The following is a 23,765-nucleotide window of genomic DNA, read 5'->3' as shown; positions in this document are numbered from 1 at the left end:
CGATGCTGGATGAATGGGGACCGTCTTGCGCGCGACTACACGCGACTAAACATAGTGAGCAAAGCACAGGAGCTAGGGTGGCTAGTGCTTGACGGCATCGCCAATGAAATTGCCCAATTGCCGGACGAAATTATCCAAGCCTTAACGGCGCAGTTGCCCGGTGAATTAATAGCGTTGCCAGCCCCACCAACTGAAGAGAACTACAAATCTGCTCGATTGATAGTTAACGCATTGCTCTCGGATGCACGCAGTAAAAATGGGGTGCCAGAGACTAGAGAGAACGAATTCCTAGGGGCCAAAAAATACCGGGATTGGTCAGCCTCCCCGGAAAATTCAAAGAAGTTCAGGGCATGGGATACCGCGGCAAAAGAATTAAGGCTCGCTATTTGCGATTCCGATGGAAACGTCAAGAATCATGAATTGAGAATCCTTCGAGCGCGACTCGTATGCCGATACCGACTAGCTGGCTTCGTATAGTCGCAACTGGTAACAAGGACAGGCGCCGCGCTTTTTCGTTGCCTTAGCGTTTCGCTTCTTCGGCGTCGAAGGCCTGCAAGCGCTGCTCAAGCGCTTTGATGGACGGTTGGTCCTCGGACCGTTCCGGCAGGACTTTCAGGGGCTTGCCGTCGTAGTCCTTGTATTCGGAGTGCCGGAGCAGTTTCGAGATCTTCACGCGGTAACGTGTGTCGATAGTGAGCAGATGCTCGTCGAACAAAGTGTGGATGTCGGCGCGGAGCAAAATGCCGTTGCGCGTCTTGTAGTCCGTTTTTTCTGCGTGGGGCACGATGTGCGCCGCCTCCAGGATCTTATCGACCATCGATCCGGTCACCGCGCACCGCCGGCGGTACGCTGCGAGGAGACCGTCACGAAAGGGACCCTGACGGCGCCGGGTCTTGATGGCCCGCTGTTGGATGATGTCTTCGTCCGCGTCCTCATCGTCATCCCCGGACCCGCTGCTCACCTGATCGATGTCGAGGTCCGGCTTGACGCCACGAACGATCTTGCACTCGCCCGATACACGGTCATGGAGGTGGACGTACCAGGGTTCGGTGTCCAAGATGCGCCGGCTCACCGCCGAGGCTTTTTCAGCGAGTTCGTCGCGCGAACGGCGGTCGCCGTCGCACACGATGACGTGCACCGCCATTCTTCGTTCGTAAGACTCGAGGATCGCTGCGTCGAGGTTTACGGCACGAATCGATTGATCAATGGCGCGCGACCTAGCCGAGGGAGATTGCGTCGCATCGTCTGCGATCCGCTTCAACTCGTTGGCCGTATCGAGCACCGACTCCTCGAAGTAGGGGACACCACCCGCCGATTTGAGCGTGCCATGCCACAGGCACAACACGTAGCCTTCCGCGGGCGAACCAAAGGACCAGTTGTAGCAGTACTGGGGGTTCGAGCGGAAGTCTTCGACCTCGGTTTGATCTTTTCTCCGGTGCCAGTCATTCACTGAAATGTTGGCTCGCCGCAGGATGTCGTAGACCACCTCTTTGCGCCGCGGCGCTAGGTTCTCCAACGCCTCTGCGTCGGGATTGCTGCCGGCGCGGCTGAACGTCACGTAGCGGGCAGCTCGATCGATGCGCGACTTGCGCCAACCGTTCGTCATCCAGGCGAGCGCTTGCACGTGGGAATCGGTCCCGGGCGTTGAGTTTTGCCACCACTCGTCGTGATTAAGCGCGGACGGGGGCAAATCGTCGTCGATGATCGCCTCGATCTGGTCGAAGGTCAGCGTCAGTTCGCTGCCCGGTGCTTTACGCAGATGGTCGCCAAGCGGTGCGTATTTGCTCATTGTTTGTCGTTGCCGATGAGGTCGAACGGGTGGCTGCGCGCACGGCTCGCGTCAGCCATTTCCCCGGTGCGGGTGACATTAGATCGGTACACCGATGCCGGCGATCTACTGTGGATCATCCAGCCAATACACCAAAATAGGTGGATATTCCACCTATTTTGGTGTATTGTGGTGTCGCCATCGCGATTCCCGCCGATGCACTTTAGTACCGAGGAACAGCCTATGATGAAACCCATGAGCCTCGAAGAATACCGCGCAGCGAAGGCCCGCTCGTGCATCTCGGTCGCGGACAACTGGTGTGCCGTCTTCCGCATCACGAAGGACCAAGATAAAGCCTATTCCTCCGGGCGTACGGAGATTCCCGCCGAACTCGCCGAGGGCGTGCGTAACGTTGTGACGAAGCTGTCCAATTATGGTCGTGCATTGTCCGACATCATCCGCGCGGCGCTGCGAGCCTGCACGGTTGACTTCAACGGCAACACCGGCGCGATCACGATCACGTTTCCGTCCGCGAAAAGCGTTCGGATCGACTGCGATGGCGTCGATACGGTGAACCTGGCGCCTGTCTATGTTGCCGCCCGTGGAACGTTGAACGAGGCCGTCTTCATCTACTTCGGTGAAGATTCTCAAGCCAAGCCGATGTACATCAAGGAAAGCGGTTGGTTCCTCTGGCGCGGAAACTTTACCGAAAGCCGAAATGCAGGGCGCATCCGCAACTACTTCAACACGATCGATGAACCGATCCTGTCGATGGCATTCCGTTCCTATGCGTAAAACTTCGCCACTGCGGCAGAATTTGACAACCCGGCCTGCGCCGGGTTTTTTTCGCGTAGCAACAGCAAAATGCATCGCCTTCGCGCGTCTAGTGAAAACATCAATTGCGGAACGGCAGAGCTGGGTCGGCTGCCGACCCACGATCGAGTCTATGCAGATGTCGATGGCGGCGCATCCGAACCGCCTGCCAGAGACAACGCCCGGGCCTACCTCGGGTTTGGCTTTCGGCGGACACCCGAGTTTTTTACTCTCTTTGGCAGCATCTTTTCACTTTCTGTCGCAACAGTCGAAAAAAATCGGAACCTCTATTAATCATGTCGCCTACGGCGACCAATTTTCACGAACGCAAACCCTCGTGAAGCATATGATGTCTCTTTATGCTGTCCCCGCTGACGCCTGCTTCACTGATGCGTCATGCGCCCTATGTGCAATGCGCATTGCACATATCGCATTGCACATTCGCGCAGCGAAGCTTCGATTCACCTAGTATCGCATATCACCCATAACACGTATTGGGAATTGTAAAAATAAATTAATGTCTCAATTTATCAGTTATCCGAACTTATAATCATGTAAATCGTCTTCGACGTAGCTCTATGCTCCATCCCGACAAGATCCGCTTCATGCAGCGCCTCCAGCACGCCGCCGTCCATCAGCACGTCTTCTACGCTGCGGGACGAACCGATCTCTCGGGCTTCGATCGGCTAACAAAAAAATTCGCCGATGCCTATGGCACGGAACTCAGTCGCCAGACGAAACACAAACGCCGGTTGGCCGGTGAGGCTAGCAGTTGCCTTCATGGTGTGCGACTGAATACACGCGACGAGAACGGCCAGTTACCTGTCGACTGGGTGTTGCTGGCCAGCGCGGGCCTCGGTTTCGTGACCCATCGAGAGCAGCTCCAGGATCTGCGAGATCCACGTTGGCGGCTGAAATCGCCAGATCAACGGCACGAGCTGGTCCACGACGGCAAGACCTGGTCATGGCGCTTGACTCATCGCAGCTACAACCAATATGTCGACCGAATTCACCGGATCGCATCATTGCCCCCGGATCGGCGGCGGCAGATCGAAATCAACGACGTTTCGCGGGACGCCGATGCTGAAATCCTTCTCGACCGGCTCTACGCTGAGCCTGGTTTTCGCCTTGTGCGACGGCAGGTCGGCAAGCTCGTCGCCGAGCTTAGGCGCGACTGGAAACGGCTGCGGCCAGCTAGTGGGCCGCAGCCGTCGGAACGCACTTTTCTCGCCTACGTCCGGTTTCTGGCGAACCAACCGGTCGTCAATGGTCTCACGCAAGCCGAGCGACGGGAGGCTTTCCGGATTGCCTTTCCCGATCAGGCCGGAACCGACGCCGTCCCCGGCCACCGTTGAGAGTTTGTTTATGCGTCGGCGTTCGACATAGCCATGGGTCACAACAACCCGATCGAGTCATCCTATGTCGACATATGATCCTTTCTCTGCCTTTCTCAACAAGGTCCTGCACGGCAATCCCAACCAGGATCTGATCGATGCAGGACTGCCAGCCCTGCGCCGACTCTATGCCATCGCACGCGAAGACGGCGGTTCGAGTTACGTCGCGGCCGAGTTCCTGCTGGGTCTCTATGACCAGAAACGCTTCCCGTTCCCGCTCGCCGATCTGCGCATGCTGGACCAGGAATGCGTCGACGATGTTCTGCGCGTCCTGCAAATGGATACGCGCGCCTGCTCGCATAACGTCGCTCACTACTTTGCCCACGGCGTAAAACGCTTTGAGCAACTAGCCATCGACTGGGGTTTCATTGATTCAACTGACTAACCGAAGCAGTTCTCTCCGTGGCATTGTCACGGGGAGAAAATCGAGGCACAGGATCTTGCTGGCAAAACATTTGATAATTTTCAAGCGGGGCCGTATTGCTCAACGTAAGCGCTGGAGCTTTCCATGTTCTATGCCGGCATAGCGAGTCAGTCGTGCTGTCGCCTGTACTGATATGCCTTATTGTGCAGCAGGCATTCGGGCACCCAGCCGCTTCAGGCCATCCGCGAAACCGCCGAGATAGTCGGGACTGAACTCCAGCATCAAACCTTTGCGAACAGTATGCGCGACCGTCACCGGGTTGTACCCGTCGCTCGTCGACTCGTACTTCACCAACGCACGACCGGCAAAAATCCGGATACTACGGTTCTCGCGCCTGGCATCCTCTACCTCCTTTGCTGGCAGATCGATCATCTGGGTCCACGACGCCCCGCTACCGACATTGCTGAAGCATTCGAGATCCTTGATCGTCTCGCCATTGGCGTCGGCCACATGACCCATTGGCACGTAGGTACCGTCCTCCTTCACGAGCCAGAACTCGATGCCGTTGCCCGTGTGGAACCCGTGATAGCCGTGCACGACCTCGGCATCACGGGGGCAACGATCTTGCGGATCGCCGGGAACGTGCGTCATCCAGGCATCCCGAAAGCCGCCGTTTGCGATCACCCCGGCGACGATCCGGTACGCCTGTGCGTGGCCAGCGGTGTTGTAGTTCGTGGAGACCAGTTGCAGGTTTAGATCCAGCCAGCCATGAAAATCCGGATCGTTGACGAACTGCTTCCAGTACAGATGCGGTGCGACGTACGTTCTGACCATGTTGCAGCCATTGCAACCGGGATATCCCGCCTCTACCGCAACCTTCGCGGCGACCTGATCTCGCTTGAGTGGGCCCGTATTGACTGCGCAACCGCAGATAGAGGTGATCAGCGTGCAGATCAGAAACAGTTTTTTCATATCGATATCGCCCTTCGATGATTGGATGTCTGTCCTCCGGGACAGCCGGAAGCCTTACTGGGCGATACCGCCACGTACCACGTTGCTGCTTTCGGCGAACGTGTATTTCTTCACGATGCCTTTTTCGTCGAACAGCACCGTCAGCGTTTTCTTCTCGACGTTTGCACCATGCGCCAGAAGGTTCAGGACAGGCACATAGTTGATGGCCTGAGGCGTTGCATGGTCGAATTCGTAGTTCCAGATTTCCAGGCCGGCATCGGTAAACGACACCTTGTTCGCCGACCCAAATGCCGCCTGTACGTCGGCCTTAGTCGATCTGCCCTCGGCGATTGAGCTGCCGACTGACGTCTGGCTCTGATTCCTCAGCGCCTCATTGCCCGCGCTCACAGCGCAACCAGCCAGCACAGCCGAAGCCGCGATCGATACGGCAGCCGCAATCTTCCTCATGGTGAATCCCCGAAGTGGAAAAGTGACGCGCAGCGGTGGACAGCATCCCGTCCGCGCACGGATGAAAAACAGACGACCAGGCAGAAACCTGACGCAGCGATTCAGGTCAGGCGCGTGAGCAACACGTCACGGCGAGGCATTTCGATTCTGGCTTTTCAATTTCTCATGCCTCGAGGTCCAGTTCTTGTTTTCGCGATTCGCCTTTCCACCGGATAGCTACGAAAGTCGTAGCTATCAGGGCGAGAGCTTGCTACGATAATCGTAGTGTGTCAACTCACATCCGGATAAGGTCGTCCCGGCTGGTCGGTGCCCACAGAAAAGTAGGGCAGCACGGAAATGCAAGGGGGCTGAAATGAAACCGCTGATCCCGTCTTACAGACGTTTTACCATGGCACCGTTCTGGGTGCGCGCACCGGTCGGTCTATTCGCGCTGATGGTAGCCATCCAGATCAAAAATCTGCTGGACATTGTCTGGGCCCATTTCCACATCAACCAGTTTGTCGCCGACATCATTGTGCAGACAGCGTTCGCTCCCGTCGTCGTCACCGTGATTGCCCCCATGCTGTCTTTCCTCGCCCCCCTGTTTCCTGGAGCGCGGTCGGACGGAACACGGCGATTTGACTACGGCGATCCATTCGATCGTGGCCTTCATGACGACGACTCATGGGATTTGTCAGGGCGCCCTCGTCTGGAAGACGACTGGTATTCCGATCCCAGCTATTCATGGTTTTCGGGGAACATTTTCCACGACAATTCACATTAGTCGTGGAACCATACGGATTGACCGTCACCGGCAGGTCTCGCACGTACCGAAGGAGCATTCCAAATGAATACCGTCATGCGCGAATTCGTCAAGGCAGCCAGAGAGGCCCCAAGGCTGTTCTTCCTGCCCATCACGGGGGCGATTGAAGCTGTTCGTCGAGAGATGGGTCACAGTCGGCGCGATCGGAACCCGAACGCACCAGTTAATGCTCGCTCCCGTAACGGCGCCCAGGATCGGCACTGACCGGCGATCTCTGGGCGTGGAGAGGTCCTGCACCGATTTCCCCGGTCTGATACGCGCGGCCATCGCCATCCAGACAGCCATTCTCGCGCACTACGATCTTCGTAGTATCTAGAATTCTGGTTAACTACGACATTCGTAACTCTGAAAAATACAGGGTTACGCAATGTCGGCAACAGACAATACCGTCTTTGGGGGACGGCTGAAGGAAGCCCGCCTTCGTGCCGGCCTGTCGCAAAAATCGCTGGGCATTGCGGCCGGCCTCGACCCTTTCGTCGCCAGCACCCGTATCAACCGCTACGAGCTGGGCGTCCACAAGGTGGATTACCCGTTTGCCTGCCGGCTGGCTGCCGAGCTTTCGGTCCCGACTGCCTATTTCTTTGCCGAAGACGACGACCTTGCCGAATTGATCCTGCTTTATGGGCAGGCGTCAAAGCGAGCGCGGACGCGATTGCTGGCAGCAGCACGCGAGATATAGGGTATCCGGAACGTAGCTACTGCCGAACAGCCGATGACCCACAGACGGTACCGATTGCACAAAAGGAAACTGCCGGGTCGAACTACCCCGGCAGCGGTTGCGCCACATCATGTGACGACTTTGGCCCTACGGCCGTTGGTCTGATGTTTTTACTTCGTCGTTTCTCCGTGAAAATGAGCAGGGCTGCCAGGCCCCGCCATGACTCAGAACACACTCGTACACTTCAAAATACCGCTCCGGCCTTTCGCTCCGCGTGGACAACCGTCAGGTCTGCCCTTGCCTCATCGCTACTAAACCAGTCTCCCTCACCTTTACCTTGCCCGGTGCCACCGGGGCTCAATCGGTATGCCGGTGATTCCCACGTTAGCCATGTACGTCGACATGACACGCCGCCGTGCTCCGCTATCAACGATTAGCCCTGAGGGCCTACCCCGCCTTACAGTGGGTTTCAGGGGGTCGAGGTTCCAAGCACCTCCCCTACTTCGTCAACGCTTCATCGCACCCTGACTAACTGATCCACCTCCCGGCGGACCAGCCAGCGGCTTGTCACGACTCACCCAGATGCATCCTCTGCGGACGCAACGTACGGCTTGAGCTATCCAGCGATCTCACGAGCTTGCGCCCGCGAGTACCAGGTGGTCCAGATTTCTCCTCGCACCCCTGCGCCATTCCTGACGCCTCAGCAGCCCACCGCCCGGGACACCGTCCGACCCTCTCGGGCCGCCCGTTGTCGGGATTTCCACCCGTTCGCGCATGGCAGGGTTATTCCAGTCACCTGGAAACCCGTTTCCGTGTCGCCCGACTTCTCACTCCACAAACTGGATTGGGTCGAAGGGGGCGTTGCAGCCCCCAGCGCCCTGCGTAGCATGGCGAGCCCAATTACAGGCACCACGCTTCAGCGGTCAATTCCAGTTGATTGGCGATCGACTGGAACTGAAGTGCACGAACGTGTCTGGGGTTGGCAGCCCCGGCACATTCAAAAGAGTGTGTGGACCACCGACCCTTTCACAGATCGCGTAGACATCCTATCAGTATTCCTAAGAATCACTATACGCGCGTCTGTTATAGGGATATTCGTCGATCGGCAAGGTAACAGGTATGCGTACTCAGCCGATTCTTTTTTATCACATCGCGTTCGACATCACCTCCTGTCCGGCCAAACACCAATCCCATCGTGGCCCGGCATAACAGGAGAATGAGAAATGGAAAATATCCCCGGATCGGCAAAGCACGTCGCCTGCGATTTCTTTCTTGATGTTCAACTGCTTTGTATCGTGCGCGACGAGGCAGTGTTCGATTTTGGTGAAGAAATTCGCGTTATCAAGTTGGACAACAGCGAAGCGCAGGTTGGCGAATTCGGACGCCTGGCGTTATTCCACACGCAGCACGGAGACCGGTGGCAGTTTCGCCCGTATCGATCAGGCAGTTGGCGCAGGGTGCCCGAGCTGGACACCCCGTCAAGCTGGACCTGGCGCTGCATAAACACCGGCGAATTCACCGCCACCGCGATCGGCACCCTGCCGAGCCATAAGCCAACCGCTCATCTTCCAGCGGAAGATGAGAACAATGGGTTGACGTTTTAATGAAGGACGCAGGAGGGCAAATTGCCCTCCTGTTTTGACTTGAAGCGCGCGACGACTACGATAAAAGTCCTACCTGCGCCAAGAAGCCACGAAGCGGAATAACGGCCAAAGCGACGACTCGAGCACTCAAGATGTGGATCGCACGTGTGCGAATCTTGCTGTGCTTGCGCGGCGTCACATCAACCGTTCGAGCGCATCGACGAATGCGGTAGCTGCCTCGGCATGACGATTGGAGCGCTTGATGATGGCCGCGAACCGCTCGACAACGCTTTGGGACTGCGAGGGCGAATTGGCGGCCTCAAGTTTTTGCAAAGTCGCAAGCAATTTTTGCAAATTACCGCCATCCCTCTTCATCTGGCCGTTTTCGAAGCGCGATAGTTGGCCGACGTTCACGGAAGTGATCTCGGCGATCTCCGTAAGCGTCTTTCCGAGGGATTTCCGCCGCTCACGAAGCTCTGCACCCAGCACCTTCGGATCGGCGACGGGCTTGCGTCGCTGTTTCATTTTGCATAAAATTATGCAAATTATTTTGTGAGAATGCAAGTATGGCCGTCTACGTTGACGACGAGCTGATTCCCTGGCGCGGTAAGCTCTGGTGCCACTTGGTAGCCGACACTCTTCCGGAACTGCATGCCTTCGCGCACCGATTGGGCCTGCGCCAAGCCTGGTTCCAGGCGAAGTCCGCGTATCCGCATTACGACGTGACAGTCAGCGTTCGTGACCGTGCATTGACCATGGGCGCGAGCATGGGCGATCGTCAGACCATCATCACGTGTGCAAGACTCCTCAAACACGAGCTAAGATCAGAAGAACAGGCTGCATCACAGTCCTGACACCAAGGTCGGGGGGCAAATATGAAGAATTCGGGAAGCTCAGGCAACAGCCAGCCGCCGATGTCATTGCAGGCGTATCAGGCTCGCGCGGACGCAGCCAATCAGTTCAAGGGCAAGCCTGACGCGCTCAGTAAGCTGCGATTTGGCCTCTTCGGGGAGGTGGGTGGCCTCCTCGCCGCAGTGAAGAAGTCGTACCGTGACTTCGGCATGGCCCAGCAGGCTATCATCAAGGAAGAGCTCGGGGACTGCTTTTGGTACTTGACCGAGGTCTCGGTCGAGTATGGGGCCACGCTCCCCGTAGTCGGAGCGGCGGGACTGATCGAATTGCAACGACGGTTCGGCGTCTCTAGCCTGCCATCAGTGGGGCAACTCACTTTCTTGCCGTTCGATGGCGTCTACGCAATGTGTCATGAGCAGCTCCCTGCACTCGACCGCACCAAACAGCTTTCCGACCTCGGCAGCCATGTCGGACAACTCATGAGTATCACCAGCACGCCGGATCTCGCGAGTTCGACGCCCTCGGCGTTGCTCGCCGAACTGTTGGCCGACCTAGTGACCGTAGCGTGGATGTTCGACCTTCGGTTTGCCGACGTGGTCAGCGCCAACCTTGAGAAATTTGAATCACGTTGGCGGCAGGAGGGCGCACAGTACACCGTCCCGTTTGACAGTACGTCGCCCCCGCATGAGCGATTCGAGCGCAAGTTCGATGTCCATTTCATTGAGCGCTTCTACAACGAGGGCCAAGAAAATGAGCGGCCGTACGTCATTCAGCAGATACGAGGCGTCAACATTGGCGACCGCCTGACGGACAATCGCACTGAACCCGACGGCTATAGGTTTCACGACGTGTTCCACCTCGCCTACATCGCACATCTGGGGTGGTCACCGGTTATCCGGGCCTTGTTGAAACTCAAGCGCAAGAGCGATCCGAAGCTCGATGAAAACGAGGACGGTGCGAGGTGTCACGGATCGCCGTATAGGAGCCAATTGATGATCGGCGCATAGGCGCCAGCGCAGGATCGGCGTAATGGAGCCAGTCCATGATCGCCGTAATGGCGCCACCCGATGATCGGCGTATAGGCGCCACCTGCGCCGTGTAGCAGAACGCGGTTCGAACTTTCCCAACTGGGTACGCTTCGCTCTTTTCTGAGCGGAGCGCCCATGGCCAACCGGAGGTTCGAATTGTTTGAGTACCGCCAAGTCCTTGTCCGTATGCGGCAAGGCGATTCCGACCGCGACATAGCGCGCGCCGGGCTCATGGGCCGCAAGAAACTCACCGCCGTAAGGCGCACCGCGCAAGAGCTCGGCTGGCTCGATCCGGCGCAACCCCTGCCGCAAGACACCGTGATTGCAGGTCAGTTCGGCCGCACGCCGCACCTGCCCAGTACCTGCGTGTCGACACTCGAACCCTTTCGCGAGCAGATCAGTAGCTGGTTTGACGCTGACGTACAGGGCACGTCGATTCACAGCGCGCTCAAGCGCAACCATGGCTACACCGGCAGCTATTCGGCGGTGCGCCGCTTCCTGAAGCATCTGGGCGCCGAACGTAACGTCACCGCGACAACGATTCTGGACTTCCCGCCGGCCGATGCCGCGCAGGTCGACTTTGGCGCCGGTCCCGCGCTCGTCCACGAATCAGGTCATACGCTCAAGACGTGGTTCTTCGTCATGACGCTGTGCTGGTCGCGTCACCAGTACGTCGAACTCGTCTTCGATCAGACCGTCGAGACGTGGCTTGCCTGCCACCGTCGCGCCTTCGAGTGGTTTGGCGGCTGCCCGGGGCGAATCATCATCGACAACGCGAAGTGCGCGATCATCAGGGCCTGCACGTACGACCCCGAGGTCCAGCGTTCCTACGCAGGCCTCGCTGAGGGATACGGTTTCAGGATCGATGCCTGTCCGCCGCACGACCCGCAGAAGAAAGGCGTCGTCGAATCGGGTGTCAAATACGTCAAGAAGTCCTTCATGCCGCTGCGCACGTTTCGTGATCTGCCGGACGCCAACCGGCAGTTGCGTGAATGGATCATGCAGGAGGCCAGTGTTCGTGAACACGGCACGACACGCGAACAGCCTCTGGCGCGCTTCGCCATCGAGAAGCCGCTATTGACGGCGCTGCCCGATGTACCGCCCGTGCTCGCCGCATGGTCCACGGTCAACGTTCATCGTGACGCTCACATCCAGCATCACAAGGCGCTCTACTCGGTGCCGTTCGCCCTGGTCGGCAAGACGCTGTGGGTGAAGGCGACAGACACGGTCGTGCAGCTGTTCCATCAGCACGAACTCGTTGCCACCCATCCCCGGCTGCGCAAGCCAGGCGCACGCTCAACCGTCCGCGATCATCAGCCGCCGGCAGCACAGGCGTGGCTCGAACACGATCCGCAATGGTGTCTGGCGCAGGCCAAAGAAATCGGTCCTGCCTGCCACGCGCTGATTCTGGCGCTCTTCAACGATGAGGTGCTCGTCAACCTGCGCGGTGCGCAGGGCATCGTACGGCTTCGCGGCAAGGTGGGTGACGCGCGCCTGGAGGCCGCATGCGAACGGGCGCTGGCGCATGCCAGCCCCAGGTGGCGAACCGTCAAGACGATTCTGGACAAAGGTCTGGAGAGCGAGCCCATCGCAGAGTCCCCGCAAACGCTCACCGATACCTACGTCAACGGCGGCCGCTTCGGTCGCAATCTCCAATCCCTGCTGATCCACTAAACGCCCATGAATCCCAGTCCTGAACTGAACGCAACCCTCAAGCAGTTGCGCCTGTCCGGCGTGCTCGATTCCCTTGAGCAGCGCAACCGGCAGGCCATTGACGGCCAGCTCGCGTACACGGAGTTCCTCGCCATGCTGCTGCACGACGAAGTCGCCCGGCGCGACCAGAAGAAGCTGCGCACCCGCCTGGCCCGCGCTGGCTTCGCAATGGGCAAGACCCTCGAAACGTTCGACTTCGACCGGCTGCCGAACCTGAATCGTACCCATATCCACGACCTTGCTACCGGCCGCTATATCGATGAGAAGGTCGCGATTCTCATTGCCGGGCCAACAGGTACGGGCAAGTCACACCTGGCCCAGGCACTCGGCAATTGCGCCGCCCGGCAAGGACGTGATGTCGTGTTCGCCACGCAGACCAGGCTATTGAACAGTCTGCAGGCAGCGCGCGCGACCGGTACCTATGAGCGCAAACTGAAACAGCTTGCCTGCGTACCGGTTCTCATCGTCGACGACTTCGCGCTCAAGCCGCTGCGCTCGCCGCAAGATGAAGACTTCCACGACCTGATCGCGGAAAGGTACGAGACCGCTGCGACGATCCTGACCAGTAACCTCGACTTCAGCGAATGGGGCGATGCGTTTGCCGGCAACCGCATCCTCGGCGCCGCCACACTCGATCGCCTGCGACACGGCGCCTATCGTATCGTGCTCGATGGTGACAGCTTCCGCACGCCCAGGCCAATGCCTGAACCCGACCAGACACGACTTGCGAAATCAACCAAAAAAACGCATCCTTGAGTCCGTTCGAATCCGCGTTTTACTTCACTTCAAACTGGCGCCATTACGGCGATCATCCCCGGCGTCATTACGCCGATCCGTGACACGAGGGCTGCAATTATCGAAGAAGGTATCGCGACATGGATCTTCAATCACGCCGACCATCACGACTTCTATGAGAACACTGAGGTCGGCAAGCTCGAGTACGGCTTACTCAAGCAGGTGCACGACATGGTCGAAGGCTACGAAGTGGCGGTCTGTCCGCTTTGGCAATGGGAGCAGGCCATTCTTGAGGGCTTCAAGGTTTTCCGGCAATTGCGCGACGCCGGTAGTGGCGTCGTCACCGTCGACATGGACGCGCATTCCATAACCTTTACCCCTCTTGATGTACCGTCGGAGCCCGCGCCGCAGCCGAAGCCGCGTCGACCACGGGAGATTGGCGCCACTTTGCCCCTCAAACCTGAAACGACATCATGACTCCACGCTCATTCGTCGCTGCACTCGCGGACGTCCAATTACACGATGTCTTCAATCCCTATCGCGACCATTGCGAACTACACGATCTGGCCAATGCTCCTGCGACGAGGCGCAAGAATCTGCGCGACTACCTTGCTGCCGTCGAGAGTCTCGGCACAGATACGATCTGGATGGGCCGAGACCTCGGATACAGGGGCGGCCGACGCACTGGCTTAGCGCTCACGGATGAAGCGCGACTGCCAATGTTTGCGGCGTACTATCCAGGGTTCGCGCCGAGCAAGGCCACGAAAGGCCCATCGGTTGCTGAACGAACCGCAGCCGAGATCTGGGCGGTGCTTGCACGCCTGGAGCGACCGCCGCTGCTTTGGAACGTATTCCCGTTCCATCCGCACGATGCGGACGATCCGATGACTAACAGACGGTTTGCTGCGCGCGAACTGTCCGAGGTCACCGATCTCAACCGAACGCTCATCACTTGGCTAGGCATTCGACGCATCGTGTGTATCGGACAAGACGCCACGGCATATGCGGCGACTTTCGGTGTCGAAGTGCAGTGTGTCCGCCATCCCAGCTACGGAGGCGTCACCGAGTTCCGGCAAGGCATGCAGCGAATCTATGGCGAAGAAATGAAGCCGGTTGAGGCTTCACCTCAAGCTGCACTGTTTTGAGGGCTTGCCTGCCGAAGCGTCACGCGTTCAGAACGGCATTCGTCGCTCCCACGCCGCCCCATTCGGACACGTCGAGTTCTGCGTGCGTCGACAAGCAACTCAGCGTACCCACCTCGAGACCGCTCTCCTTCGCGACGAAGGACAGGAGCTGCCCCAAGCCGATCAGATTGCCTAGTGCTCGTGCGCAGTAGTGATGCGCACGGTAAATGGCGGTCAGGTCGACAGCGTGGCCCTGGCCACGAGGCACACGCTTGAAGCTCAGATGCGAGAGGCAAGGAAGGCCCAGCCACTCCCGCATATCGAAGGCCGGGTCATACGTCGGCACATCCCCGCCAGCGTCAATCTGAGGCTGCAGGTCGTCCTCGGGATCAGCCACGCTCAACTCATACGTTGCAACGAACGAAACCTTCTTCCCATCCTTCCGCTGAGGCTGGCCTTCGGCGGCCAGCTTGTTCACCAGGTAATCGAGAGGATTAATCGTCGTGCCGGGCTCTCTGCCCGGCCGTTCAATCATCCGATGCGCGTAAGTGCCCCACGTGTTGGCCTTCTGTCCACGCTTAAGCATCTCCTTGTACTTCTCGTAGTAGCCCGGGCGTCCGTACTGCTGGTACATCGCGATCGGGAAAATGGTCCCCGCGACGGTCCGCAGGGTCAGATTCTTGTGGGCCAGCGCCTGATCAACCCTGGCCATCACTGCGTGGTCATCGTCGGTCAAATCCAGAGGATGCGTGATCTCCAGCAGCAGGTTTTTCGCATGCCGTCCTCGCTGCGCGTTCAGATGACGTGCTGCGGCCAGCCAGGTGGGAACGATGCGTTCGTGGGTGTGGAACAGCGTAGCCATGGTTAGATCAGGAAGCCTTCAACGAGGAGTATGTCAAGGAGCGCCGTGGGCATCCATGCGTGACCGGCGAGGCCCCACGATGTACCCCACGAGTTGCGCAAGAGCACGTGGCCTTCACTGGTGTCGGGGCAGATACCCACTCCAACGCCAACGACGGCGTGGTACTGGTCTGGAAGGACAAAAGGATCAAAATCAATGACGCCGTCCTTAGGTGCCATGAGTGCTTGGCAAACCTGGACGATCAGGCCGACGGGTTTTCCGCCGGTCAAGTGCTTTACCACTTCCGCTGCCGTCATGTCTTGCCGACGCGCTGACGGGGAGGCGTACAGCTCGAACTCGCCCGTTGGCTCGGTGAGAGGTGTATCGTGACTGTCCTGTTGGTAAGGATAGAGCGTCTCGAGTGGCTGGCCCGGAGCGCAAACCGCACCGAGGACATGGTCCATCTGGAAGCCGCGGCCCGGCCGCCAGTCTCCAGCCAGCTTTGCGGCGTAATAGCAGAGGAACTCAGCGCTCAGATGCGCGACGCCCTTGGCCGCGGCATTGAGGTCAGATCCAGCGAAGACTAGGCACGTAGGTCGCTGCCCTTGGTCCCGAGCGACGCCCAAGCTGGCTGAGAAATCGATTTGAGTCGTGATCATCAGGCGCGCCGCGTCCTCGCCAATCGCCGATCACGCTCGGTCTGAGGCAATCCGTCTTCGAGCCGTTCGAACTCCGCGTACAAATTGAGTTGATGGATGGCGGCTCGCTCCGGATTCCAAGGAGCACGTTCGTTGAGCGAAATCGTTCTCTTTCTCGACTCCAACGTTGGCACGATCTCACTGTCATCGCCGTCGCCAAGAGATGGCGAATTAAGAGGGGTCGTCAATTCATAGCGAAGCGTCGAACCGTCGCCGCCCACAGTAATCTCTGGACCGCGGCGCGGCGGCACACGACGCGCATCGCGCACAAATGGCTTAAGCAAGAAACCTTCGCTCTGAGCCTCGTCAACCGACCAGATACACCCCGAGCCGGCGTGGTTAGGTAGGTCGAAGACCATTTGGTCGCCCAGACCCGGTTCCAGGATGCGATCTCGATCCGCCTCCGTCAGCATCCAGACGTCGCTTCGAGAGTTGTTGAGAGCAGTACCTCCGACTATCTCGCGCTTAATCGCGATTGGCTGGACGTCAACGATCTTTAGCGCCTCCGATACTGTCAGGTGGCCCAGTCGATTGAGCGACCACACCATGGCCTTGTAGCTCATACCCAGTCGCAACGACATCTGATAGACGACGGACGGATTGCGAAGACTGTTACGGCCCCAACGCTGGCGACGCATCGTCTGCGCAACCAGCCAAGAAGGTGCCAGCAGGGCGTACGCGAACTGATTCGCAGTGCGCTCAACCAGTGCTGCATTCTTGGAGACGTCAACGGTCGTATCGGAGGTACTTTCGTGCCCAAGCGCGAAGTGGCCGAGTTCGTGGGCGCAAGTCATGTGCACCAAGCCGCGTGGACGGTCCCAATTGACGATAATTCCCGGCTTTCCGTCTTCCAGCAAAAAGCCGCCGAGCAGGAGTTCGAATTTCCGATACATGACAACGACGTCCGAGACTGATGCAATGTGCTCAGCGTCGATCCGGGTGTAGCCGGCCTCGATGCGCTTCTTGGCTTCGAATTCCTCCAGAACTTCGGCCGCTCGGCGCGCTGCGGCCATCAGGGCGTCGTCGTCTGTCTTCATGGAGTGCGCTTCTTGGCTTTCGGCGAGTTCCTCAGAAATGCCGCAAAGCGGGCGAGCTCGTCCATGTCACTGTCAGACATGCCCTTCGTTGCGCGCGCAAGGAAGGCAACGCGCGTATCTCCGGAGGGAGCGTTTCCCGTCAACAAATAGTCCACGGTTCTGCCGTACAGCTCGCTCAGCTTATTCAATTCGAGTGCCTCGACCTTTCGCGTTCCGGATTCAATGTGACCCACGGCTGGCCGGGATACCGAAAGCGCGAACGCCACCTCTTCCTGCGAGAGGCCAACGTACTCGCGAGCTTCCTTTAGACGCCGGCCCAACTGCAATCGGTCTGGCTCCCCGGAGCCACCAGCTGCCCGGCTCATGATTTCGACTTCTTAGCCACATAGGCCAGTACAGCCGCGCCGAGCTTGTTGACGAATTCATCCTTCGTCTTGTAGCCGCCAGCCTGGATGATGGAATTTGGTAGCTTCATCCCGGTGATCTTGTCCAAAGTCACTAATACCTCGACTGCGATCATGGATTCAACTGGGCCGACGAGCTCATCGACTGTGGTCGCTGCTCCGTCGTCTGCTGGAATCGCGTGCTCCTCCCAAAAATTCTCCAATGCGGCCTTGATCCTGTCTGCCAGCTCACTCATCGCGGCCTCCAATAAATCGACATTGAATGTACGAAAATCGTACATCAAGAATCCAGCGGGCGCAAGCGATCGACCATGAGCAGTTGCGCCGCAATCGGCATCGCGAACGGCGTGACGCCGGTCATGAACACCGAAGTTGCGGACCAACAGGGACACAGGCGACGACTCGTTGCGGTCCTAGAGATTCATGAATTCGGCGCTGAAAAGCTACCGCTCAAAGTCCGAACGGCGTCTTTCAGCATCTTCAGCTGCAACGCCTGTGGCTGGCCGCGGGGACGGCAAGCGAGCAGTATGCCAGTGCGTCGGCAACCTGAAGAGGCGATCCCACAGCGCCTCATGCCTGGGTGACGTGGGTGGGCAAGTCTCCCAAGGTCACAGGGTCCATCCAATCCAAGTTCGATAGGCATACGCCGCAGATCGGATCGCCACCACCTTCTTGATTAATCGGCTGAAAGACCTGCGTGATCAAACCACACTCAACGCACTCGCGTCGCTCGGCCCGAAACAGCACAACCAGTGCTGGTTCTCCCGGCTCACGAGGGGGTATAGACCAGTGGGTGGCGCCCCAACGCGTTGCCGCCTCTACTGTGGTCGTCAATAGTTGAAATGACTGCGTCAAACGAAGTGGTTGTCCCTTGGGTACAAGCTCGCGCGCTGAGGCAAATCGCAGAAGGACAAACAATCGCTCCCATATCGACTCCTCGAAACGCCTGCCGCTCTCTTGTGCTTGCTCCAGCACATTGAGTGCGATAGACACCTGTCTGGCGCTAACGACCTCGTCGCAAAGCCGGCGAGCCTTGTCGGCCTTCTTTGCGAGATTTTGCAGTTCGACCTGAATAAGAAGGGAAGGCTCAAAATGGAGCGCGGCCTTCTTCCCATTGCATGAGCTGCATGCCGGCATCCAATTTTCGAACGAGTTTAGGTCGAACGAAGCCGGAAGGCCAAGCGTCGACTTAGCGGCGTTAAATAGTGAGGGACTCTTGATGAGGTGCTCGGGCAAAACATGTTCGACTACCATTGAGGTGAGGTCGAGTGGAATCCGGCACATATAGCACTTCATGCCATGCACCAAGAAAATCGCGTAGCGTTGCGCGCTGGAGAATTTATACCTCGACATGATGCAATCTTTCGTCACCGCACTGTAAGGACTATAGCATCTGCTTGTCTGCTCAACGCGATACAGCCACGTGTTTTATCCGTGATTTGGGCCGCTCTTCTGAATACCAAAATGTGACCAGAAACGCCTCTTCGACAATCGCTGATTCGGACTACGCGAGTCTGGAACAGACTCCCGTGTCCTCAACGCCCAGGCAGACGCTATCTGGCTGGTTGTCGACGTCCGTGGTGAGCAGGCACCCGAACTCGGCGTGCTTGACTGACGCGTACTAGCACTGCATTCTCGGTCTCGACAACCGACAGAAGTTGCGGGTGCAGATCCTTGCGGACGATCAAGGCTCGCAAGTAGAGCGCGTCGAAGAAGTTGAGGCTTCCGCCACGACTTTGAGCCGAGCCCAACTGTTTTTCCAGACTCTCGAGTAGCTCGGCCAGAGTTCGTACACCCTTCATCCCCTTAAGAATCGAGCTGTGAAGGTGTTCCACTTCGCCCTTTGCGCGCTCGAGCACGTGAAGGCGATCGAGATGAAACTCGATTGCGCGACGGGTTGATCTCGCCAAGCTCAGGCGAGGCGTGATCGACACCAGTGACGGTACGCCTCGAGCGCCCATTTCGATGTGTGCGATGAGAATTCGCTCGGACAGAAAACGATCGAAATATGGATGGAGAATCCGCCTGTCACTTGTTCTAAATCGATAAGATCGCTGCGACAGCTTTGCTGCCACCATTTGCCGCCGCCTGTTGCGAACGACTCTTCCCGTTGTTGGCGCGTAATAGGTCAGTTTGTGCCCCTGGCAGTCTCCACAGGCCGGCACCAGATTGGCGGAAAGAACCGAGAAATGCGGGAACTCTTTCCTGCTTCGCGGAAGGTAGTGATCGACCGTTATTGACCCCTTGATTCCGCAGTAGGGGCAGCATCCAACGTAGCCAGGCTTACGGGGCGCATTCTTGTAGCGCAAATAACCGGCCTTGGAGTCATAGAGACCGTACATTGCCTGAGCGAACTTGCGATCGGACGCCTTAAGGAGCAAACGGCCCGGCTCAATGTATCGCTCAGAGTACTGTGTAAACGTTTTTGCGACTCTGGGAAGCACCCGGTGAATGTCCTGCCACCCATCGCCTTGCTTAGAGATGTAGGTCTGAACTGCAGCCAAGTCTTCCTGCGCTGTTCGCGTCAGGGCGAGATAGGTAGGCATCTCACCCCTTTGCGAGTACAGCTTGCGCGTGCAGGTAGCGCGCGCCGTCATTGCCCAAATCCACCTCAAGATCGTTTGTCACGATCTCGGCGCCCTGCGCTACTCGCTCGGCGATGACCGCATCAATGCGACGCTCGTAAGCTTTCTTAATGCTCCCGTCCTGAAAGACGTGGTCAACGATCATGGAGACATCGCCGCCGAGGGTTTGGAGAGAGGGGCGATACAGCTCCGGCAAATCCTCCGTGTTGCGCTTCAAGATCAGTACTGCGCTGCGATCCACCTCTCTAACAACAAACGGCGAGTGAGTGACAACCACGGCTCTCGACTCCGTTGCCACCAGTGTGCTGACAAGAGTCCTCACGAGCAGAGAAATGAAGGCCGGATGGAGATGATTTTCGGGCTCATCGATGAGAACAAGTGCCCCCCCGCGCGTCATCAGGAAGGTCGAGAGACAAAAACTAAGAAGACTCTTTTCCCCCGAACTCAGGGAGTAGCGGCCCTTCGTGGGCGACTTCATGATCGGCGACTTCGTCAAATCTACCCCTGCCAGTAAGTTAGCGTTCAGCTGTTCGATGAATTCGTGGAGGCAGATCCTTGCGATGCCATCAGACTCGCGGGCTATTAGCGGGAGGAAAATTTCGTCGGTGGGAATGAATTGGGCAAGTATTAGCTCGATTTGCCGAAGATTGTCCTGACCGTCCTCGGTTGATGCGATTTGATGAATCAATGACGTGACGCGACGCCAAGAGGCGGAGTCAATTCCCATAGACTCAACTTCAACACCTTGTTTTCTCAGATGGCCCCAGTGCGCCGCCTCGTAGGTAAACGCGACGATCTTAAGCGAACCTGATTGCGATAAATCAGTGCCGACATTGTCGCGCATCGACAGCATTCCGTTCCGGGCGGCCTTCGCAAGTCCGAGGAGTAATCGTGTCTTCCCTTGGCCATTTGAGCCGATGATCACGTTGATCGGGTTCAACGAATGGAGTGCTTCTCCGAAGTTCAACGAAACAGGTAGATCGAGGTCCGCAGCCACCGGAACGTCAGCTTCAATAGATGCAGTATTCGTTAGTTGCGATCTACTCGAAAGCAAGTTCAAGATGGAACGTATCGCTACGAAGGCAAACAGTTCTTCGTCGCCTTTAAGCAAGATTGAACGAAAGGTTGCAAACGTTCTAGCTCGGGTCAGGCTCTTTGAGTTGGGATGGTAAGCGTTTAGAACCGCGATATCGTGCGCTTTCGCGAGCAAGCGCTGTGCAGATCCTGCTAGTTCGAAGACTACTTTCCGGTACGCGTCGCGACCCGAAAGTGACAGCACGAAGTCGCCAAGTTTCTCGAAAAATTCGTCGGCGGTTTGCAACTGCTTGTGAGCGGAAGCTTGGGCGGCGAGCGAACTAGGTTCGAGGTCTAACAGGCCGTCGGGTTTGTGTTCATCTACTAGCAGGAACAGCTTGCCATCTACACTCGCCATGACCATACCGAAATGATCGACGGGGAATACCTGCACATCAACTAGGTAGCCCCCATCGACACGTCGGGCATTTCTGTCAGGCACAATGACCAGGCAGTCTTGGTATCGCTCTTCTATCTCGATCTGACTCTGAGATCCGGCAAAAAGGACCTCGTCTCGCGCGTACCCATTTTTTCGCAATTCCCACCTCGCCTTACATCACCCACGCACTCAAAGTGCGATGCGCTTGGATTATGATCCAAAACCGACAACTATGAAGACTGTTCAGAAAACCACCGCTTTCCAGGCAAGATAGGCCCAAGACGGCCGCACCAGACCCACTCTAGGCAGACGGCGCGCACGCACGCACCAAAGCGCCGAAAGAGGTCGGGACTTGGCCGCCATTCCATATCAAACAAGTGTCACATGGCCCCCCTGGGGTTACCGTTTTTTAGGACGCGAAGCGCTTCGTGGCCTAAGAGCACTGAAGCGTCCTGCTCAACGTAGAATAAGTGAACGATATCAATTGAGCGTTGACGATCGAGAGTCAGCGCAATCATTAACGAGGTAAAAATGTTCCACGGATTGAATAACCAATATCTTTATTCCGCCTACAAGCTCACAGCCACGTTTGCCGATAAAATTGGAAACATAAAATCCGGAACAGGGACGTGCTTTTTTGTGAAAAATAAATTTGACATGCTTTGCATGATTACAAATCGGCATGTTCTCGATTTTTCGTTCAACAAAAAGAATAAACCGCTTGAGGATTCTTTGAAATACAGCCTTCATTCGATTGAGATTTGCGGGAAGTATGCATCTCCCGGTAGCGACTATCCGATTGGCGAAACAAAATTTTCCATAACTCCAAAGGTAAAATTTTCGCACGATCAGCACAACGATATCGCGTGTGTTTTCCCGCTCTGCGTTACCGAAAACAAGGTAGCAAGAATAGATTACTTCGTACCATACGAGTTTCTTGCGACTTCTGATGACTTCGATAGCAAGCTAATGATTTGCGACTTTCTTGCATTTCCTGGTTTTCCAGAGTGGCATGATAAAAGTGCAAATCGACCGATATTGCGCACAGGTACAATTTCTAGTGATCCACGTTTCGATTATTCGTACGACGACTTTGTCAAGGGAGCATGCATTGCTTACGAAGCGTTTTCATTCAGTGGCTCATCTGGGAGCCCGGTTTTCGCCGTGCAAAAAGGACCCAAGCCGGGAAACGGCATCATCTTCCATGGCTTCCGAGAATTGAAACTGATTGGTATCAACGCCGGCCACCTTAAAGTGACGGATCGTGCATATCGCGACAAGGAAAATGCTGTCAAGGCGCACTCGGGCATTTCTTACCTGTACAAATCGTCGGCCATCTTGGATGTTATCGACGCAAATTCCGCCGATGTGTAGAGGCTACAGTGCTCGGTAGACAACCACCGGTCGGATGTCCCTTAGAAGTGGATGCAAATGTCCGAAACTGGGCCGGCTAGCGCCCGACCACCGAGCGCGACGATCGTCTTGATCGGGCGCTCGATGCAAAGGCGTGAAGCGGCCCGGTTGCGAACCATACTGTGCCGGAATCGTGACATGCCATGTCCGGGCACCCCATGTTTAGGGTTGGATGCGATTGGAAAGCGTTCGTGGCAAGCGCAGCAAGTATTTGATTAATAAAGAATTAACGTCAACCAGTCCAGTCTCTTAATCCGTAGGTCGAGTGTTCGAGTCACTCACGCCCCACCAAAGAATTCAAAGGCTTAGCTTCGGCTAGGCCTTTTTCGTTTCTGCCGGGATTACTTCGCAGCCAACCCGATCAGCGAACAACGAGAAAACCGCCGAAGAAGCAGCATGTCCCGACGATCGAGGCATGGGCGGCGCATGTTCTTTTGCTCGATTAGCAGCAGGCAGACAAAATATAGGCCCGCATCTTGGCGAATCTGTCCTAGCCTAGGGTAAGGGCAATCGCGCCGTTAGCCGGTCATACAGCGTTGGCGGCAACTTCACATACGACGTGTCATCACCGCCCCGAGAGAATGAAATCTCGTCATTCCACCACTCAAGCTCAGGGACGGGCGTAGCAAATCGCCGCCGTACCAGCAATTCGCCAGTTTTCGCATCGTAGGCTCGGCCCAAATAGGCTGGATCAGACCCGCCCGCCCCACCGGATGAGGCACAGTTCCGCCATATAGTGCCCATCGCGAGATACCTTGCGGGAACAATCGCGGGCCTTCGAATTCAGGTCATGCAGCATGAAATACCCCACCCACAATGACTAACCCAACAAGAATTGCTGCCCTCTAAATCTGAGTCTTGCGCTCATAGGTGCGCCCTTATCGGGGGAGAAAGGGAACGAACCTGTAGTCAGAATAAACGATGAAATCTCTGCCTCGTTGATGCCTGATTGCCCATTGCCGGAAATCCTTGTTTTTGAATTGGGTAATAGACATTTCCCGCCACTTTCGGATTACCGAGCGCGACAGGATACTCTGTGTAAGACACAGGTTTGCCAAGAGCGGCCGCAGCCCCGTTGTAA

Annotated in this window: 28 protein-coding genes; 15 read left to right on the top strand and 13 right to left on the bottom strand. The window is 57.0% G+C overall.

Annotated features, from left to right (window positions below; all coding sequences use genetic code 11):
- Positions 1-84: 84 nt before the first annotated feature.
- On the top strand, positions 85-477 hold the full coding sequence (locus PDMSB3_RS00425) for a hypothetical protein (RefSeq protein WP_165184237.1): 393 nt from the start codon (positions 85-87) through the stop codon (positions 475-477).
- A gap of 43 nt (positions 478-520) precedes the next feature.
- On the opposite strand, the gene PDMSB3_RS00420 is transcribed toward PDMSB3_RS00425, so the two are convergent.
- Positions 521-1,789, bottom strand: coding sequence for an HNH endonuclease (locus PDMSB3_RS00420; RefSeq protein ID WP_165184235.1), 1,269 nt, complete (start codon positions 1,787-1,789; stop codon positions 521-523).
- Positions 1,790-2,011: 222 nt separating this feature from the next.
- Between PDMSB3_RS00420 and PDMSB3_RS00415 the strand changes: the two genes are divergently transcribed.
- The 3 genes from PDMSB3_RS00415 to PDMSB3_RS00400 all read left to right on the top strand — a co-directional run bounded on the left by PDMSB3_RS00415 (position 2,012) and on the right by PDMSB3_RS00400 (position 4,360).
- Positions 2,012-2,563 (top strand): hypothetical protein, encoded by a 552-nt coding sequence (locus tag PDMSB3_RS00415; RefSeq protein WP_165184232.1) that lies wholly within the window; start codon positions 2,012-2,014, stop codon positions 2,561-2,563.
- Positions 2,564-3,159: 596 nt separating this feature from the next.
- Positions 3,160-3,936, top strand: coding sequence for a hypothetical protein (locus PDMSB3_RS00405; protein ID WP_165184228.1), 777 nt, complete (start codon positions 3,160-3,162; stop codon positions 3,934-3,936).
- Positions 3,937-4,000: 64 nt separating this feature from the next.
- Positions 4,001-4,360, top strand: coding sequence for a DUF7673 family protein (locus PDMSB3_RS00400; protein WP_165184225.1), 360 nt, complete (start codon positions 4,001-4,003; stop codon positions 4,358-4,360).
- A gap of 177 nt (positions 4,361-4,537) precedes the next feature.
- Here the strand turns inward: PDMSB3_RS00400 and PDMSB3_RS00395 are convergent, their stop codons facing one another.
- Together PDMSB3_RS00395 and PDMSB3_RS00390 are read right to left on the bottom strand one after the other, a co-directional pair.
- Positions 4,538-5,311, bottom strand: coding sequence for a hypothetical protein (locus tag PDMSB3_RS00395; protein ID WP_165184223.1), 774 nt, complete (start codon positions 5,309-5,311; stop codon positions 4,538-4,540).
- A gap of 54 nt (positions 5,312-5,365) precedes the next feature.
- Positions 5,366-5,758 (bottom strand): hypothetical protein, encoded by a 393-nt coding sequence (locus PDMSB3_RS00390; protein WP_165184221.1) that lies wholly within the window; start codon positions 5,756-5,758, stop codon positions 5,366-5,368.
- Positions 5,759-6,110: 352 nt separating this feature from the next.
- Here PDMSB3_RS00390 and PDMSB3_RS00385 point away from each other — a divergent pair, with 352 nt between their 5' ends.
- The 4 genes from PDMSB3_RS00385 to PDMSB3_RS00370 all read left to right on the top strand — a co-directional run bounded on the left by PDMSB3_RS00385 (position 6,111) and on the right by PDMSB3_RS00370 (position 8,822).
- Complete coding sequence (locus PDMSB3_RS00385) at positions 6,111-6,521, top strand: hypothetical protein (protein WP_165184219.1); 411 nt, start codon at positions 6,111-6,113, stop codon at positions 6,519-6,521.
- 63 nt (positions 6,522-6,584) lie between these two features.
- Positions 6,585-6,764, top strand: a complete 180-nt coding sequence (locus PDMSB3_RS00380; RefSeq protein WP_165184120.1) for a hypothetical protein — start codon at positions 6,585-6,587, stop codon at positions 6,762-6,764.
- A gap of 163 nt (positions 6,765-6,927) precedes the next feature.
- The gene (locus PDMSB3_RS00375; protein WP_165184218.1) at positions 6,928-7,239 is read left to right on the top strand and encodes a helix-turn-helix domain-containing protein; all 312 of its coding nucleotides are present in this window, start codon (positions 6,928-6,930) and stop codon (positions 7,237-7,239) included.
- Between the two features lie 1,202 nt (positions 7,240-8,441).
- A complete protein-coding gene (locus PDMSB3_RS00370; protein WP_165184217.1) occupies positions 8,442-8,822 on the top strand; it encodes a hypothetical protein in 381 nt (126 codons plus the stop codon).
- A 174-nt stretch (positions 8,823-8,996) separates the two neighbouring features.
- On the opposite strand, the gene PDMSB3_RS00365 is transcribed toward PDMSB3_RS00370, so the two are convergent.
- The gene (locus PDMSB3_RS00365) at positions 8,997-9,326 is read right to left on the bottom strand and encodes a helix-turn-helix domain-containing protein (protein ID WP_165184216.1); all 330 of its coding nucleotides are present in this window, start codon (positions 9,324-9,326) and stop codon (positions 8,997-8,999) included.
- 41 nt (positions 9,327-9,367) lie between these two features.
- Between PDMSB3_RS00365 and PDMSB3_RS00360 the strand changes: the two genes are divergently transcribed.
- From PDMSB3_RS00360 to PDMSB3_RS00335, 6 genes are all read left to right on the top strand, one after another.
- Positions 9,368-9,655 (top strand): DUF4031 domain-containing protein, encoded by a 288-nt coding sequence (locus tag PDMSB3_RS00360; RefSeq protein ID WP_165184215.1) that lies wholly within the window; start codon positions 9,368-9,370, stop codon positions 9,653-9,655.
- Between the two features lie 21 nt (positions 9,656-9,676).
- Entirely contained in the window at positions 9,677-10,660 is a 984-nt protein-coding gene (locus tag PDMSB3_RS37715; RefSeq protein ID WP_165184214.1) for a nucleoside triphosphate pyrophosphohydrolase family protein, read from the top strand.
- Positions 10,661-10,837: 177 nt separating this feature from the next.
- Positions 10,838-12,355 carry an IS21 family transposase gene (istA, locus tag PDMSB3_RS00350; protein ID WP_232064078.1) on the top strand — a complete coding sequence of 506 codons (1,518 nt, stop codon included), beginning with the start codon at positions 10,838-10,840 and terminating at the stop codon, positions 12,353-12,355.
- Positions 12,356-12,361: 6 nt separating this feature from the next.
- Positions 12,362-13,150 (top strand): IS21-like element helper ATPase IstB, encoded by a 789-nt coding sequence (gene istB, locus PDMSB3_RS00345; protein WP_165184212.1) that lies wholly within the window; start codon positions 12,362-12,364, stop codon positions 13,148-13,150.
- A gap of 42 nt (positions 13,151-13,192) precedes the next feature.
- A complete protein-coding gene (locus PDMSB3_RS00340) occupies positions 13,193-13,606 on the top strand; it encodes a hypothetical protein (protein ID WP_165187296.1) in 414 nt (137 codons plus the stop codon).
- Positions 13,603-14,274: a uracil-DNA glycosylase gene (locus PDMSB3_RS00335; RefSeq protein WP_165184211.1), complete on the top strand. Its 672-nt coding sequence runs from the start codon at positions 13,603-13,605 to the stop codon at positions 14,272-14,274. Before PDMSB3_RS00340 ends, PDMSB3_RS00335 begins: the two co-directional genes overlap by 4 nt.
- Positions 14,275-14,293: 19 nt before the next feature.
- Here PDMSB3_RS00335 and PDMSB3_RS00330 read toward each other — a convergent pair whose 3' ends face one another.
- The 8 genes from PDMSB3_RS00330 to PDMSB3_RS00295 all read right to left on the bottom strand — a co-directional run bounded on the left by PDMSB3_RS00330 (position 14,294) and on the right by PDMSB3_RS00295 (position 21,250).
- Positions 14,294-15,115: a thymidylate synthase family protein gene (locus tag PDMSB3_RS00330; protein WP_165184210.1), complete on the bottom strand. Its 822-nt coding sequence runs from the start codon at positions 15,113-15,115 to the stop codon at positions 14,294-14,296.
- Positions 15,116-15,117: 2 nt separating this feature from the next.
- Positions 15,118-15,753: a C1 family peptidase gene (locus PDMSB3_RS00325; RefSeq protein WP_165184209.1), complete on the bottom strand. Its 636-nt coding sequence runs from the start codon at positions 15,751-15,753 to the stop codon at positions 15,118-15,120.
- On the bottom strand, positions 15,753-16,829 hold the full coding sequence (locus PDMSB3_RS00320; RefSeq protein WP_165184208.1) for an ImmA/IrrE family metallo-endopeptidase: 1,077 nt from the start codon (positions 16,827-16,829) through the stop codon (positions 15,753-15,755). Before PDMSB3_RS00320 ends, PDMSB3_RS00325 begins: the two co-directional genes overlap by 1 nt.
- A complete protein-coding gene (locus PDMSB3_RS00315; RefSeq protein ID WP_165184205.1) occupies positions 16,826-17,194 on the bottom strand; it encodes a helix-turn-helix domain-containing protein in 369 nt (122 codons plus the stop codon). The genes PDMSB3_RS00320 and PDMSB3_RS00315 overlap by 4 nt, the downstream gene beginning before the upstream one ends.
- Positions 17,191-17,625 carry a hypothetical protein gene (locus tag PDMSB3_RS00310; protein ID WP_165184203.1) on the bottom strand — a complete coding sequence of 145 codons (435 nt, stop codon included), beginning with the start codon at positions 17,623-17,625 and terminating at the stop codon, positions 17,191-17,193. Before PDMSB3_RS00310 ends, PDMSB3_RS00315 begins: the two co-directional genes overlap by 4 nt.
- Positions 17,626-17,803: 178 nt before the next feature.
- Positions 17,804-18,586: a hypothetical protein gene (locus tag PDMSB3_RS00305; RefSeq protein WP_165184200.1), complete on the bottom strand. Its 783-nt coding sequence runs from the start codon at positions 18,584-18,586 to the stop codon at positions 17,804-17,806.
- A gap of 200 nt (positions 18,587-18,786) precedes the next feature.
- Positions 18,787-19,779 (bottom strand): HNH endonuclease, encoded by a 993-nt coding sequence (locus PDMSB3_RS00300; RefSeq protein ID WP_165184198.1) that lies wholly within the window; start codon positions 19,777-19,779, stop codon positions 18,787-18,789.
- 1 nt (position 19,780) lies between these two features.
- Positions 19,781-21,250 carry an AAA family ATPase gene (locus tag PDMSB3_RS00295; protein ID WP_165184195.1) on the bottom strand — a complete coding sequence of 490 codons (1,470 nt, stop codon included), beginning with the start codon at positions 21,248-21,250 and terminating at the stop codon, positions 19,781-19,783.
- A 552-nt stretch (positions 21,251-21,802) separates the two neighbouring features.
- On the opposite strand from PDMSB3_RS00295, the gene PDMSB3_RS00290 reads away from it, so the two are divergent.
- Entirely contained in the window at positions 21,803-22,645 is an 843-nt protein-coding gene (locus PDMSB3_RS00290; RefSeq protein ID WP_165184192.1) for a hypothetical protein, read from the top strand.
- Between the two features lie 917 nt (positions 22,646-23,562).
- On the opposite strand, the gene PDMSB3_RS38385 is transcribed toward PDMSB3_RS00290, so the two are convergent.
- The gene (locus PDMSB3_RS38385) at positions 23,563-23,679 is read right to left on the bottom strand and encodes a DUF6402 family protein (protein WP_405044900.1); all 117 of its coding nucleotides are present in this window, start codon (positions 23,677-23,679) and stop codon (positions 23,563-23,565) included.
- Positions 23,680-23,765: the final 86 nt, after the last annotated feature.

The sequence above is a fragment of the Paraburkholderia dioscoreae genome, assembly GCF_902459535.1.
Lineage (GTDB): Bacteria > Pseudomonadota > Gammaproteobacteria > Burkholderiales > Burkholderiaceae > Paraburkholderia > Paraburkholderia dioscoreae.
The sequence above is the reverse complement of the archived record's forward strand: the minus strand, read 5'-3'. Positions and strand labels throughout refer to the sequence as shown.